The organism is Povalibacter sp., assembly GCF_036735925.1.
Classification (GTDB): Bacteria; Pseudomonadota; Gammaproteobacteria; order Steroidobacterales; family Steroidobacteraceae; genus Steroidobacter.
The window spans coordinates 1-15,320 of record NZ_DAINNK010000099.1 but is presented as its reverse complement, the minus strand read 5'-3'; the positions used below and the strand labels follow the sequence as shown (position 1 = coordinate 15,320).

Below are 15,320 nucleotides of genomic sequence, written 5' to 3'. Positions count from 1 at the left end.
CCCGAGGGGCTTTGCTGGACCGTCGCGCGCAGGGATGCGCGCGCCGGAGCCTACAGGGATGTATTCACGGCGTTCCAGCAAAGCCCCTCGGGCACACCGCTCACGGCATCGTGAGCCACCGATCAGAGAAGACCCCCTCCCTGCCCTCCCCCGCTGCGCGGAGGAGGGGAAGAACAAAACGCACTTGCGCTTAAGTCAGTGGGCGTAAGCCGGCCTGAAAACAGTCAGGCTGAAGCCTGACCTACAGAAGAAACTGAAGCTGGCACCACAGGAAGAGAGGCGGTGCGGTTCACGCCGCCCTCGTCTCCTCGCTGATCATCCTCTCCAGATGATCGAAATCCGGAATCAGCGGCGACTCGTTCAGCATGCGCACCTGGCACAGCGTCGGACCGTGATCCGAGAAGCTGCGGCTGTGGTCGGCCTTCACCACGTCGGCATTGACGCGCACGAGCTGCGGGAAGCCCTGCGTGATCACACCGAAGTAGCCGCCAGTGATGTGATTGCCCAGCGCCACGAAAATCACGATGCGCGTGCGCGTGCCCGGCGGCGGATAGGCCTGTCCGCAGGCGGCTTCAAATGAAATCACCGGCACCTGACGTCCGTTCCACTGGATCGTGCCGAGATACCACGGCGGCGTGCCGTCCATCTTTTCCGGCTGCTGCCAGGTGATCACCTCGGCCACGCAGGCGCGCGGCACGATCAGGCGTTCCTGACCGAGCGGAATGAGCAGGCTGTAGAGTTCGTGGGCGAGTTCGGAGTTCATGAGCGGTACCGCTGGCGACAGGCTACAGGCCACAGGCCACGGTCAGAGGCAACAGCTATTCCGACTGTCGCCTGTCGCCTGTTGCCTGTAGCCCCTGTATTCACGCCATCCTCCTATGCCGCCGCCGCGCCTCGACCAGCGGCTCGATCGCATCGAGCAGCTGGTTTTCCTGGTACGGCTTGCCGAGGTAATCGTTGACGCCGATCTCGATGGCGCGGGCGCGATGCTTCTCGCCCGTGCGCGAAGTGATCATCACAATCGGAATGTCGGCCGTGCGCGCGTCGGCGCGGACGTGCGTGGCGAATTCGTAGCCGTCCATGCGCGGCATTTCGATGTCGAGCAGGATCACGTCGGGCAGGTGTTCCTGGATGATCGACAGCGCATCGACGCCATCCTTCGCGGTCATCACGCGCATGCCGTTGCGTTCCAGCAGTCGCTGGGTCACGCGGCGCACGGTGATGGAGTCATCGACCACCAGCGCGAACGTACGGCGATCCTCGCGCGGGCCTTCGACCTGGCCGCGGCCGCGCCATTCCGAACGCACCAGCGCACCCATGTCGAGAATGATGACGATGCGGCCGTCGCCCATGATGGTGGCGCCAGAGATGCCGCGGATCGTGGCGATCTGCGGGCCGACGGCCTTCACGACCATTTCGCGGCTGCCGACGAGTTCGTCAGGGACGATGGCCGTCGAGTGTTCGCCGGCGCGGATCAGGATCAGCGGCACGGACACATCGCCGTCGGGCAAGGTCGAAGCGCCGCCGCCGACGAAAGCACCCAGATGCTGGAAACGATAGACCTGGCCGCCGTAATTGAACGTCGGCGTTTCTTCGGCGAGATGCTTTTCGACTTCAGAACGCGGCACCCGCGCCACGCCTTCAACTGACGGCAGCGGCAACGCATACAGCTCTTCGCCCGTGCGCACGATCAGCGCCTGGGTGATCGCCAGCGTGAACGGCAGGCGGATCGTGAACTTCACGCCCTGGCCCGGCTGCGATTCGGTAAACAGTGCGCCGCCGAGTTTCTTGATCTCGGTGACGACCACGTCCATGCCGACGCCGCGTCCGGCATGCTGGGTCACGGCGCTCGCCGTGCTGAAGCCGGGCTCGAGGATGAGCTGCATCGCTTCCTCGTCCGTCAGCACACGACCGGGCTGCAGCAGCCCGCGCGAACGGGCGCGCTCACGCACCGCATTCACATCGATGCCGCGGCCGTCGTCTTCGAGAATGATCACCATCTCGGCGCCTTCGCGATGCAGGCCGACACGGATCGTGCCGCCTTCCGGCTTGCCTTTCGCAGTGCGTTCTTCCGGCGTTTCGATGCCGTGCACGATCGAATTGCGCAGCATGTGTTCGAACGGCGGCAGCATGCGATCGAGCACCTGCCGGTCGAGCTCGCCGGCCGCGCCCACGACGACGAGTTCGGCCTTCTTGCCGACGTCGGTCGCCACCTGGCGCACCAGGCGGCTGAGGCGCTGCACGTGGCGCTGGAACGGCACCATGCGCGTACGCATGAGTCCGTTCTGCAATTCCGTGACGACACGCGCCTGCTGCAGCAGCAGGTTCTGGCCTTCGCGCGTCAGATTCTCGAGCAGGCCTTCGATGCTGCCGACGTCGCTGACCGACTCGGCAAAGGCGCGCGTGAGCTGCTGGATCGTCGAGTAGCGATCGAGTTCGAGCGGATCGAAATCGGCGCGGTTCGGATGCTCTTCCTGGCGGCGGTGCAGGATCTGCGCCTCCGTCTCGAGTTCGAGTTTGCGCAGCTGTTCTTTCAGGCGCGTCACGGTGCGGCCGAGTTCGGCGAGGTTGAACTCGATCGAACCGACCTGCTGTTCCAGACGCGACCGAAAAATGCTGACTTCGCCGGCGTTGTTCAGCAGCGTGTCGAGCAGATCGGCGTCGACGCGCGCGAATTCCTGGCGTTCCTGCACCTGCGGTTCGCGGCCCGGCGGCAATGCAGGCGCCGGAATGAGTTCCGGCTCCGCGGCCGGCGGCGCTTCAGGCAACAGTTCCGGTGCGACGGCAGCGACATCGAATGCGGCGGTCTGCGAGACGGCTGTAGGCGCGGGCTCTTCGATGCGCACTGATTCGCGTGGCGCAGCCGCGCCCAGTTCGTCGGCACCGAATTCGACTTCGATCTCCATCGACTCTTCGGCCGGCGCCTCCGCTGCAACCGGCTGTTCGATGACGGGCGCGGCTTCTGCAACCGGCGCAGGTTCGACCGCAGGCGCCACGACGTGCGATGCCACGGCAGCGACGACCGGCGCCGCCGGCTGCGCAGGTGCAGGCTGTTCGTGACCGGACAGCACGCGAATGCGCGAGATCAGCTCGCGCGGACGCACGCAACGACCACCCTGATTCACGGTGTCGCGCATGCGGTGCAGCGTATCGAGACTGGTCTGCAGCGCATCGAAGACCGGCTGATCACCGGCCACCTGCCCGGCTTCGACCAGCTCCATCAATGTTTCGAGTTCATGGCTCAGATCGCCCATCGCGCGGATGCCCGCCATGCGAGCGCCGCCCTTGAGCGTGTGCAGGACTCGCTTCAGCTCGAAGACCAGCGCCTTGTTGGCGCGATCGCGCGACCACGCGGACAGCGAGCTGTCGGCGGTTTCGAGCAGTTCGGCGGCTTCCTCGGTGAAGATCGCGGCAACGTCGGGATCGAAATCGTCGTCGAGCTCTTCGGGCTCTTCCGGTGCTGGCGGGCTGCTGTGGAGGCCGGCTTCAGCCGGCCTTTCCTCGACAGTGTCGGCGGGCCGGCTGAAGCCGGCCTCCACAGGGGCTTCGACGGCAGGCTCGGCGACTATCTCGGCCTCGATCTCCGGTTCGACCGGCAACGCCTCGGCAACAGGTTCCGGCTCCGGCGGCGGCACGATCGACAGCGCCAGGCTCTGGCGCGTCTCGGAACCGTCGTCCAGCTGCGGCATGGCAATCGCGTCGGCGGATTCCAGCGGAATCTCGCCGACCTCGATCACGATCTCTTCGGAAGGCAGCTCCTCCACGGCGTCGGCCACGACCGGCACGTGTGCGACTGGTTGCTGCGGCAGCTCGTGAATCGCAGCGAGCACGGGAACGCGGTTCGTCTCTGCGAGACCCTCCATGTCTTCCACGACGAAACCGGCATCGGCGGCGATCGACGCGTCGATCGCTTCGGACACACCCGTCTCTTCGACCACGATGCCGCCATCGTCCATCGGCGCGTCGTAGGAAATCTCTTCGACCTGCGCCGTCGCTTCGCCGGCATCGAGCTTCGGCGCCCGCACCGTGGGCTCTTCCTTCGGGAAGTTTGCGTAGCTCCACTCGAGCGCTTCGAGATCGCCGGCATCGGTCGGCGGCATCTCGATCGCGTCGACGGATTCGATCGTGACTTCCTCGCTGTGCACGGGCATTGCTTCGACGGCCGGAGGGGCGACCGAAGGGAAACCCGCTTCGTCGAACACGTTGGTGGCCGCATCGGCATCGTCCATGGCGACCTCGTGCGTGTCGTCCAGCGTCGGCGCGACCGGCGCCGGTTCGATGTCCTTGAGCACCGGAATGGAACGCGTCGCCTCGGCGCCGACATCGAGCGTTTCGCCGAGCCGCGCGATGTCCTGATCGAGTTCGGCTTCGAGTTCCTGCAGTCGCGCCACGATGCGTGGGTGATTGCTGAAGAAGCCCGTGTCTTCGTTGATGTGGTCGACGACCTGCTGGATCGCCGCGACTGAGTCCTTGAGCGCGGCGAGGCCGTTGTTCGTGAGTCCCGCGGAGTTGTCGTAGAGCTTGCGGATGTAGCGGTTCAGCGGATCGGCGACCGTCGTGCCGTGAACGGCGCCGGCCGTCTTGGCCGTGCCGCTCAGCGTGTGACAGGAGCGATGCAGGTCTTCGGTGACCGCGTACGGCGGCGTCGACAGATCGCAGGCCGCGATGAACTTACGGATGGTGGCGAGATGCCCCGCGGTCTCCTTGGCGTAGATCTCGTGCAGCACCGGGTCCATGACCGGCGCTACTGTTTTTTTTTGTGCCGGCGCCGGTGCGACAGGCGCTGCCGGAGCCGCGGGCGGCGGCGTGACGGCGGCAGCCGGTGGCGATGCAGCCTGTGCAGGCGCCTGCGGACGCATGCCCGACAGATTGTTGGCCTGCGACATGATGTAGCCAACGTCCGTCGCCGGCGCACGCCCGGTTTCGATCTGCTCGACGAGCTGCGGCACGGCCGCGACCGCCGAGCGCATCACGCCCATGATGTCGGGCGTGCGATCCAGCGTCTTGTTGATGACGCGGTTCAGCAGGCTTTCGATCGACCAGGCGAATTCGCCGATGAGCTGCGCGCCGACCATGCGGCCGCTGCCCTTGAGCGTGTGGAAGGAACGACGCACGTTGACCAGCGAATCCTGGTCCTGCGGGTTCTGGTCCCACATCGGGAAATGTTTTTCGAGCTTGGCGATTTCGTCCTTCGCTTCCTCGATGAAGATTTCGAGGAATTCCGGATCGATGTCGCCATCGGTCGGCCTGACCATCGCCGGCGGCATCGCGGCAGGCTGCGGTGCCGGAGCGGACACGGGCGTCGGCGCGGGTTTCGGCAGCGGCGCGACCTGCGCCGAGCGATCGAGTACGGCCGTGCGTTCCTGTTCGGTGGGCGCGGCCACGGTCTGCGACAGCGGTTCGATGACGACCGTGCGCGCATGATCCGGCGTCTGCGGAAAGCCATCGCCGATCGGCACCGGCTGGGTCTCGGCGAGATAGCGCAGGCAGGTCTCGGCGTTGTCGAGCATGTACCAGGGATCAGCGCGGCCGGCCTGGATCGTTTCCATGTAGTACTCGACGGCGACAATGCCGTCGGCGAGGCGGTCGACGGCTTCGGGCGGCAGGGTCATGCCATCGGAGCGGACGAACTGCGCCAGCGCCTTGTCGATGCCGTCCATGATCTCGGCGGCGCGGGTCTTGCCGAGCATCAGCAGGCCCGCGGTAATGCCGCGCACCAGCGCCGGAATCTGATCGATGCTCTGGCCTTCGCGCGTGCGATCCATCGACTGCGCAATCGCTTCCTTGATGCGCGCCATGTTGACGATGCACTCGCGCAGCACCGCTTCGGTGACCTGGCGGAATTCGATGTCGTCGGGACCGGCGGGCTTCGTGGGCACACTCTGTGAGTCACCCGTCGGCACGATCATGCCGATGAGCTGTTCGTCGAGACTGTCTTCGACCTTGATGAGCGTCGCCGCCATGCGCAGCAACACGCCTTCGTTCACCGGCGCCTGCTGCGCGATGATCGCCTGCAGGTCCGTCGTTTCGCCCTGCACCTTGTCGCGCAGTTCGCCCAGACCCAGCACGCCGAGCGTGTCGCCGATCTTCTTCAGCAGTTCGAGCTGCGGCGAGAGTTCCTCGACCTGCGTGCCGCCGCGGCGGACGAACAGATCGAGCGCATCCTTGACACGACCGAGGTCTTCCTTGATCGCGGCGGCGACCGTCTTCATCAACTTGACGGACGGCGCCGACAGGCTTTCGCGCGCCTGTTCGACCTGATCGTCGACGGGCAGCAGTTCGCTCAGGCGGAAGGAAGCACGCACAGCCGACACGCGCGGGCCGGAGGACTTCGCACGCGCGACGTAGTACAGCAGGTTGTTCAGCAGTTCGAGCGAGGGTGCATCGGCATAACGCGATTCGCCCTGTTCGTAGAGACGGCGCATGTCGCGGTCGGCCTGGCCGAGCAGGCGCTTGATGGACGCGCTGCCTTCGAGACCGCCTTCGCGCATCGCTTCGATGAGCGCGCCGACGACCCACCACAACTGGAACACGGGCTGCGTGGTCGCGACCTGTTCCAGCCGCTCGGCGGCGCGCGCCAGCACTTCGAGATTCTGTTCGACGCGTTCGCCCTTGATCCAGCCGAGCAGACCGAGCTGGAAGCGCGTCCGCAGCTTGCGCGCCCAGTGCGCGACCGACAGGACGCCTTCGCCCGGCGCCGCCGCCGCAGGACTCGCCTGCTGATCGGAGCTGAGATTCAGCAGCAGCAGCGTGCCTTCGGACAGCAGTGCATGGCCGCGCACGGCACGCAGGTCGTTGAGCAGCGGCAGCAGCACCAGCGCCATGTCGCGACCGCCGCTCAGCACGCGTTCCAGGTAGGTCGGCAGCTGCACCATCGAGCGCATGAGCGCGTCGAGGCCTTCGGCGAGGTGGCGCTTCTCGTCGAAGTTGTCGATCAGGTACTGCAGCACCTGCCCCATTTCTTCGGCGAGCAGGGCCGCGCCATAGACTTCGGAGACCCGCAGCGCGCCGTGCACGGCGTGCAGATGTTCATTGCAGCGACGCAGCAGCGCGACATTGTCCTGCTGGTCGCCGAACAGTTCGAGCGCTGCGCGCGCCTCGTTCAGCTCGGTGTTGAGCTCGCGCGCGACGATGTGCAGTGTCTGCGAGGAGAGTTCAGCCATGGGTCAGCGGATTCCCTGAACGCGGCCCGACGGACGTGGGGTCATTCGTGCAACTCCCGTTGACGCTCAACGGCCGAGGCCGCTGACTTTCTTGGGCGGCGGCGTGGCGGAGATGACGGGCGCCACCGGCGCCGGCTTGCGCTCCGGATCGGCCAGCAGTTCCGTGCCGCCCGTGGCCGCATCAGGCAGCCGGAATCCGGACACCGATTTACGCAGCTGCGACGACAGTTCGGCGAGCTTGCCCACCGAGTTGGAAGTCGCCGCGGAGTTCTCCGCCGTGTGCGAGCTGATCTCGCGCAGGGCATTCATGTTGCGCGCGATGTTCTGCGCGGCCGAGGCCTGCTGGCGCGAGCTGGCGGAAATGTTCTGCACCAGGCTCGCGATCTGGTTCGACACCTGCTCGATTTCTTCCAGCGCGGCGCCGGCGTTTTCGGCCAGCAGTGCGCCGCCCACCACGTCGGTGGTGCTGCGTTCCATCGACACCACGGCCTCGTTGGTGTCGGCCTGAATCGTGCGCACCAGCACTTCGATCTGCTTGGTCGCCGTCGCGGCGCGTTCGGCCAGGCGCTGCACTTCGTCGGCGACGACCGCGAAGCCGCGGCCCGACTCACCGGCCATCGAAGCCTGGATGGAGGCATTGAGCGCCAGGATGTTGGTCTGCTCGGCGATATCGTTGATGAGTTCGACGATGTTGCCGATCTCCTGCGAGCTTTCACCGAGGCGCTTGATGCGCTTCGAGGTTTCCTGGATGGTCTCGCGGATCGCGTTCATGCCGTCGATGGTGCGACGCACGGCGTCGCCGCCCTTGTGCGCGACGTCCACCGAATGACGCGCGACGTCGGCGGAGCGTTCGGCATTGCCCGAGACTTCTTCCGTCGAACCGGCCATGGCGGCGACGGATTCGGAAGCGAGCGCGATCTGGCGCGACTGCGCGACGGCCGCCTTGGCCAGCAGTCCCGCGGAATCCTGGGTCTGTTTCACCGAGCCGTCGAGCGTGATCGCGGAGTCGTTGATCGTCGCCACCAGTTCGCGCAGCGCTTCGATGGCGTAGTTGATCGAGTCGGCGATCGCGCCGGTGATGTCTTCGGTCACCGTCGCCTGCACGGTGAGGTCGCCGTCCGCCAGGCTCGACAGTTCGTCGAGCAGGCGCAGAATCGCTTCCTGGTTGCGTTCGTTCTTGCTCGCCTGCATCTGCACGGTCTTGCGGATGTCGCCGCCGGTGGCGAAGAGCAGCCACAGGATCAACAGCGACAGCGCCGCCACGCCGAGCAGCGACAGCGGCAGCACCTTGCTGCCGAGCACGCCGCTGGCCGCAGTGGGCAGGGCGATGCGGCTCTGGAAATGCGCGTAGATCTTGTCCGCTTCGGTCGCGACGGAGACGCCGGCTTCGCGCGCGAGCCGCAGGCGTTCGGCAGATGTGATGGCGGTGCGCACCTGTTCGCTCAGTTGCGAGTACAGCGTACTCATGGCTTTCAGGCGCGCCTCGGCGTCGGCGCCAGTTACCTTGGTCAGTCCGAGCCCGGCATCTTCACCGCCGAGACCGCCAACCACCTGCCCCATGTAATCGATACCGTCGGCCAGCCGCCGCGCGATGAGCGATGCATCGCCGACGCCGCCCGCCAGCGCTTCCATGTCCTGTTGCAGGCGCAGGCCGGTGAGTTCGAAACGCTCGATGTGGCGCGTCATGCCTTCGATGCCGGTCGAGCCAAGTCCGCTGACGACATTGCCCAGCGACTGCAGCAGCTGCGGCACCAGCGCGCGCACGTCGGTGGCCGACTTCTGCACCGCCAGCGTCGCTTCGCGCGAGCCGAGAATCGTCTGCGACAGTTTCTGCAGTTCGACCGACGGACCGAAGCCCTTGGTTTCCGGCCCGGCCGCCTCGACCAGCTTGGAGTAGCGATCGAGCGCCTTCGCCAGCGCATCGAACGCCTCGGCCTTGCCCGACAACGCGCCCGTGGTCAGCGACGGAATCTTCTGCGACAGCGCCACGACTTCATTGATGTGACGCGCCTGCTGCGCGTCCTGGCCCGAGTCCCGGTTCGCGAACAGCAGCAGTCCGACTGCGATGACGATGCAGACCAGCGCGATGCCGAGCAGCAGCGGCAAGAACTTCACGCCATGCATCTTGTTGGCGTTAGCGTCGGCCATGGGCCCACTCCGCAGGCAGCGACGCGCCCGCGACGACCGCGTCGGCGACGATGCCCTGCCTGAAATCTTTCACTACCTTTTTCATACGCTCACGAAGCCGCCGCCTGCAGGAACTCCGGACTCTCGAGCAGGCTGCGCAGACTGAAGACCGGCCAGCTCTCCGTCCCGCGGCGGAAGGTGCCCGCGAGATAGCGTTCGCAACGGATGATGGTCGGCGGCACGGTGGTGCCGAATTCGTTATCGACAAAGCGACGGAAACCCTGAACCTCGTCGACCAGCAACCCGGCCGGCACTTCGCGATGGTGGGCGACCAGCACGCGCGAGCTGCGACCGATGTTGGTGACGCCGCCGCCCAGGAAGGCGCGCAGGTCGACCAGCGGCAGCAGTTGCCCGCGAACGTTGGCGAGACCGCGGATCCATGGCTTGGCGCCCGGCACGCGGGTCACGACCGAAGGAAATCCGAGCACTTCGCGCGTCTCATCGCGCGCGACCAGGAAGTTTTCCGAGCCGACGCGAAACGCGATGCCGACCCACTCGTGTTCGTTCGCCGCATCGCGACCCTGCCCGGCGAGCGCGACGCGCGCGAGCCGTTCCAGTTCGCGCAGCAGCTCGAACGGCTTGTCCCGCAGCGAACGCAGGTTCGCGACGGTGACGGGTGTGGTGGCGGCGTTGGCGTTCATGCAGGCGGGATCAGTCGGCGAGCGCCGCCTGGGCCTTCTCGATCAGCTTGTCCATCGACACCGGCTTCACCAGGTAATCGACGGCGCCCTGGCGCATGCCCCAGATGCGATCGGTTTCCTGATCCTTGGAAGTGACCATGATCACGGGAATCGCCTTGGTGTCCGGATCGGACTGCAGCTTGCGCGTCGCCTGGAAGCCGTTCACGCCCGGCATGACGACGTCCATGAAAATGAGATCGGGCTTCATGGCCTTGGCCTTGGCAATCGCCTCCGCGCCGTCGCCGGCAGAAGCGGTCTTGTAACCGTGGCTTTCCAGCGCCTTCTGCATGACGTGAACTTCGGTGGGCGAATCATCGACGATGAGGATCAGGGACATACCTCGCTCCGACCTTGCTGCGACTGCCTGCCCGCGCATCGGTTGGCCTCTTTTTCCGTAGTTACCGGACCGGCTGGCCGACGTGGGTTTCGATCGCGCTCAGCAATTCATCCTTGGTGAAGGGCTTCGTCAGGTAGTGCTCCGACCCGACGATGCGGCCGCGCGCACGGTCGAACAGACCGTCCTTGCTTGACAGCATGATGACGGGAATCGAACGGAACACCTTGTTGTGCTTGATCAGCGAACAGGTCTGATAGCCATCGAGCCGCGGCATCATGATGTCGACGAACACGATGTCGGGCTGGTGATCGGCGATCTTGGACAGCGCGTCAAAACCATCGACGGCCGTGAAGACCTCGCAGCCCTCCTTGGTGAGGAGTGTTTCGGCGGTGCGCCGGATGGTCTTGCTGTCGTCGATGACCAGCACCTTGAGACCTGCGAGCCGCGGCTCGTTCGTTGCCAGGTTGTCCATCACTTTCCTCGTAGACCTCGCGCCTTGTTCTCACCGGGCGTGTCGTACGCAGCGCCTGCGGCACACGCGTTGGACAGCGGAAATCTTCTGCAATCAACGGGACTTGCGCGATGGGCCGAACTTTTAACATATTGGTCAGGGGGCTGCCATTGGCCGGCTTCCTATAATATGAAGCCCGTCACATGCGTCTTCCGGCAGCGTGATGCCGGTCACGCGCCCACCCGTTCGACGATTCAGGATTCACCTCATGCCCGCTACTCGCTCCGTCCGTCTCGTCGTGGTGATGGATCCGATCGAATCGATCAAGCCCGCCAAGGACACGACGCTAGCGATGATGCTGTCGGCGCAGAAGCGCGGCTGGGAACTCTGGTACGCACAGCAGCATGACCTGTGGCTGCGCGACGGCGTGGCGTTCGGACGCCTGCGTCCGGTGCGCGTGCGCGACGATCTCAAGGACTGGTTCGAACTCGGTGAAGAACAGACCGCGCGGCTCGCTGCCTTCGACGCCATCCTGATGCGCAAGGATCCGCCGTTCGACATGGAGTACATCTACACGACCTACATCCTGGAACGGGCCGAACAGGAAGGCGCGCTGGTCGTGAATCGTCCGCAGGGCCTGCGCGACATGAACGAGAAGGTCTACACCGCCTGGTTCCCGCAGTGCTGCGCGCCGACGCTGATCACCCGCAATATGGCCGACATGCACGCCTTCGTGCGCGAACATGGCCGCGCCGTGTGCAAGCCGCTGCACGGCATGGGCGGACGCTCGATCTTCGTGATCGACCAGGGCGACAAGAACGCCAACGTGATTTTCGAGAACCAGACCGAGTACGGCACGCGCTACGCCATCGTGCAGAAATACCTGCCCGAGATCGTCACGACCGGCGATTCGCGCGTACTGGTCATCGATGGCGAGCCCGCGCCCTACGCGCTCGCGCGCATCCCGACAGACCAGGACAACCGTGGCAACCTCGCCGCGGGCGCGAAGGGCCAGGGTCGTGAACTCACCGACCGCGACCGCTGGCTGGTCGGCCAGATCGGCCCGGCGCTGCGCGAGCGCGGCATGCTGTTCGTCGGGCTCGATGTCATCGGCGGCTATGTCACCGAAATCAACGTGACCAGTCCGACCGGCGTGCGCGAACTGGACAAGCAGTTCAAGACCGAGATCGCCGGCCTCTTGATGGATGCGATTGAGAAAAGGTTGGCGGTGCGGGCCTGATGCCGGCGCTATGATCAAACCATGGCGTCCACGACTCTCGACACTCTCCCCGACGACGCCGCCGACACGCTCGCCCCCGTCAAGGATCGACTGACGACGACGCTGTTCCTGGCGGCGCTTTTTCACGGCATCGTCATTCTCGGCGTGACCTTCGGCCTTCCCCAGGCGCCCGTCGGTCCGACACCGACACTCGAAGTGCTGCTGCTGACCGGCGCCGACACGCGCGCCGCCGACAATCCGACCGCCCAGTACCTGGCGCAGCGCAATCAGCAGGGCACCGGCACCACCGATGATGCGGTGCGACCGGCGAATCCGGCATCGTCGACGCTGCCGCTGCAGCAGGAAGGCATGGTCGACGGCTCCGGCAGCGAATACCGCGAAGCCAGCAGCGGACAACGCGCCGACGAGTACGTGACGAGTCGCGCCGATCGCAGCGAAGTCTCCTACCGCTCCGGCGAGAACACACCGGCGCAGGCCGCCGAAACACCGCTCGCGCTGGCACCGACGGCGCCGAGTCCGATCGCGACCAATGCGACGGACACGACGCTGCGATTGCGCGGACGTCAGGACGGCAAGTACGAAGTCATCCCGAACACGCGCCAGTCGATCATCGCGCCGTATCTCGATTCGTGGCGGCGCAAGGTGGAAAAACTCGGGACGATGAATTTCCCGCAGATCGCACGGAACGTGAAGGCGTCGGCCAATCCGGTGCTCGAAGTCGCCATCAAGGCCGACGGCAGCGTCGGCCAGATCATCGTGCGACGCTCCAGCGGGCGTAAGGAACTCGACCAGGCGGCGCTGTCGATCCTGCGTCTGGCCTCGCCCTTCGATCCCTTCCCTCCCGAACTGCACAAGAAATACGACGAGCTGCGGTTTGCCTACGAGTGGCAGTTCCTGAGCGGCGGCAGCGGCGGAAAGGTGTCGGCCTCGGCGGATTATGGTGATCGCCCGCCGTGAGACCTGCGGGCCTCTTGAGCCCGTCCCTGCCGCAACGGATACTTGCCCCATCATGTCCGGCGGCGACTATCTGACCAACCAGTTCCTCATCGCGATGCCCGCGATGACGGACGCCAATTTTTCCCAGACCGTCACGTACATCTGGGAGCACAACGCCGACGGCGCGCTCGGCATCATCATCAACCGGCCGCTGCAGATGAAGCTCGCCGACGTATTCGAGCAGCTCAAGATGCCGATCGTCGCAGACGTGGTGGGCCAGCAGTCGGTATTGCAGGGCGGCCCGGTGCAGACCGATCGCGGCTTCGTCGTCCACAAGATCGGCGGCACGTGGGAGCACACGCGCCAGGTGTCGTCGCAGATCCAGGTGACGACGTCCCCCGACATCCTGCGGGCGATGGCCAGTGGCAACGGCCCCGGCACGGCGATCGTCGCACTCGGTTACGCCGGCTGGAGCGCGGGACAACTGGAAGCCGAACTGGCCCAGAACGCCTGGCTCACCGTGCCGGCCGACGAGCGCATCATTTTCGATACGCCCTACGAAGAACGCTGGCATGCCGCCGCGCGCCTGATCGGCGTCGATCTCGCCACCCTCAGCTCCACCGCCGGACACGCGTGATGAGGAAACGGGGACTGTCCCCATGAGCGGCGAGAAATGGGGACTGTCCCCATTTCCTGCCGAGCCGCAACTGATCCTCGCCTTCGATTACGGCACCCGACGCATCGGCGTCGCGGCCGGCGATACGCTGACGCGCACGGCACGCCCGCTCAAGACCCTGGATTGCCACGGCAGCATCCCGTGGGCCGCCATCGACAAGCTCATCGACGAATATCGCCCCGCCCGGCTGGTCGTCGGCCTTCCCTGTAATATGGACGGCACGCCGACGTCCCTGACCGAATCGACCCGCGCCTTCGCTCGCGACCTGACCGCCCGCTACCGCCTGCCCGCAGCGCTGGTCGACGAGCGGCTGAGTTCTCGCGAAGCCGAAGCGCAACTGCGCGATGCGCGCGCGCAGGGACTGAAGCGACGCCGACTGACGCATGCCGACGTCGACATGGCCGCCGCCAAGGTGCTGCTGGAGCGGTGGTTCGACAATCCTGAGTAAGAGGAAGAGTTTCACACGGAGTTCACGGAGAGCACGGAGTTCGGAAGAAGAAAATTTCCACGGGGGACACGGGGAGCACGGGGGCTCGGAACGGAAAGAATCTTTATCTTGTCCCCGTGTTCCCCGTGTCCCCCGTGGAAATTTCCTTCTCTTCCGCCTGTGGGGCCGGCTTCAGCCGGCCTTCATAGGAGTCAGGCTGAAGCCTGACCTACAGGAAGACTCCGGATCCTGAAGACCGAGAACATGAGCAACGAAGCCCGACCGACCGACACCAGCGCCGCCGTGCAGCGCGACAGCGCCGGACGCCTGCGACACCTGATCACGCTCGACGGATTGAGTCGCGAGGAACTGACCGCGCTGCTGGATCTGGCGCAGTTCTATGTGCGCTCGCCCGACGAGCTGCCGGCGCGCGACCAGACGCTGGCCGGTCACACGGTCGCGAACCTCTTCTTCGAACCGAGCACGCGCACGCGCGTGTCGTTCGAACTGGCCGCACAGCGTCTCGGCGCCGACGTCGTGAACCTCGACATGCAGACGTCGTCGCGCGTGAAGGGCGAGACCGTGCTCGACACGATCTACACACTGCAGGCGATGCACGCCGACATCCTGGTGATGCGCGATGCGGAGCCCGGCCTGCCCGCCTACGTTGCGGGTTTCGTCGCGCCGAACGTCTGCATTCTGAATGCCGGCGAAGCGCATCTGTCGCATCCGACCCAGGGATTGCTCGATGCCTTGACCATCCGCCAGCACAAACCCGATCTCGGCGCGATCAAAGTATTGATCGCAGGCGATCTCACGCATTCGCGCGTCGCGCGCTCCGATTGGCAGGCGCTGACGACGCTCGGCGTGGGCGAACTGCGCATCGCAGCACCCGACGACCTGATGCCGAAAGCCGGCGAGTTCGCCGGAGCACGGCGCTTCAGCAACATCGATGAAGCGATTGCCGGCGTCGACGTCGTCATGGCATTGCGCATCCAGCGCGAACGCATGAGCAGCGCCCAGATTCCGGACGAAGCGAGCTATCACCGTGCCTTCGGCATTACCGCCGAACGCCTGCGCAAGGCCAACGCGGGCGCCATCGTCATGCATCCCGGGCCCATGAACCGCGATGTCGAAATCGCAAGCAGCGTCGCCGACGGACCGCAATCGGTCATCCAGCAGCAGGTCACAAACGGTGTCGCCGTACGCATGGCCGTGCTGGC

General features: G+C 65.6%; 11 protein-coding genes. 5 read left to right on the top strand and 6 right to left on the bottom strand.

Annotated elements, in window-relative coordinates; all coding sequences use genetic code 11:
- Positions 1–289 precede the first annotated feature (289 nt).
- From V7D81_RS20790 to V7D81_RS20765, 6 genes are all read right to left on the bottom strand, one after another.
- A complete protein-coding gene (locus V7D81_RS20790) occupies positions 290–763 on the bottom strand; it encodes a chemotaxis protein CheW (RefSeq protein ID WP_324319894.1) in 474 nt (157 codons plus the stop codon).
- Between the two features lie 100 nt (positions 764–863).
- Entirely contained in the window at positions 864–7,163 is a 6,300-nt protein-coding gene (locus V7D81_RS20785) for an Hpt domain-containing protein (RefSeq protein ID WP_324319892.1), read from the bottom strand.
- A 66-nt stretch (positions 7,164–7,229) separates the two neighbouring features.
- Positions 7,230–9,311, bottom strand: a complete 2,082-nt coding sequence (locus V7D81_RS20780; RefSeq protein WP_324319890.1) for a methyl-accepting chemotaxis protein — start codon at positions 9,309–9,311, stop codon at positions 7,230–7,232.
- Between the two features lie 89 nt (positions 9,312–9,400).
- Positions 9,401–9,991 (bottom strand): chemotaxis protein CheW, encoded by a 591-nt coding sequence (locus V7D81_RS20775; protein WP_324319888.1) that lies wholly within the window; start codon positions 9,989–9,991, stop codon positions 9,401–9,403.
- A gap of 10 nt (positions 9,992–10,001) precedes the next feature.
- Positions 10,002–10,367, bottom strand: coding sequence for a response regulator transcription factor (locus V7D81_RS20770; protein ID WP_324319886.1), 366 nt, complete (start codon positions 10,365–10,367; stop codon positions 10,002–10,004).
- A 61-nt stretch (positions 10,368–10,428) separates the two neighbouring features.
- Entirely contained in the window at positions 10,429–10,839 is a 411-nt protein-coding gene (locus tag V7D81_RS20765; RefSeq protein WP_324319884.1) for a response regulator, read from the bottom strand.
- Between the two features lie 247 nt (positions 10,840–11,086).
- On the opposite strand from V7D81_RS20765, the gene gshB reads away from it, so the two are divergent.
- From gshB to V7D81_RS20740, 5 genes are all read left to right on the top strand, one after another.
- Positions 11,087–12,058, top strand: a complete 972-nt coding sequence (gene gshB / locus V7D81_RS20760; protein WP_324319881.1) for a glutathione synthase — start codon at positions 11,087–11,089, stop codon at positions 12,056–12,058.
- A 21-nt stretch (positions 12,059–12,079) separates the two neighbouring features.
- Positions 12,080–13,015 carry an energy transducer TonB gene (locus V7D81_RS20755; RefSeq protein WP_324319879.1) on the top strand — a complete coding sequence of 312 codons (936 nt, stop codon included), beginning with the start codon at positions 12,080–12,082 and terminating at the stop codon, positions 13,013–13,015.
- Positions 13,016–13,067: 52 nt separating this feature from the next.
- Positions 13,068–13,631, top strand: coding sequence for a YqgE/AlgH family protein (locus V7D81_RS20750; RefSeq protein ID WP_324319877.1), 564 nt, complete (start codon positions 13,068–13,070; stop codon positions 13,629–13,631).
- Between the two features lie 22 nt (positions 13,632–13,653).
- Positions 13,654–14,118, top strand: coding sequence for a Holliday junction resolvase RuvX (gene ruvX, locus V7D81_RS20745; protein WP_324319875.1), 465 nt, complete (start codon positions 13,654–13,656; stop codon positions 14,116–14,118).
- A gap of 243 nt (positions 14,119–14,361) precedes the next feature.
- A partial coding sequence (locus tag V7D81_RS20740) for an aspartate carbamoyltransferase catalytic subunit (RefSeq protein ID WP_324319873.1) occupies positions 14,362–15,320 on the top strand: 959 nt, incomplete at its 3' end.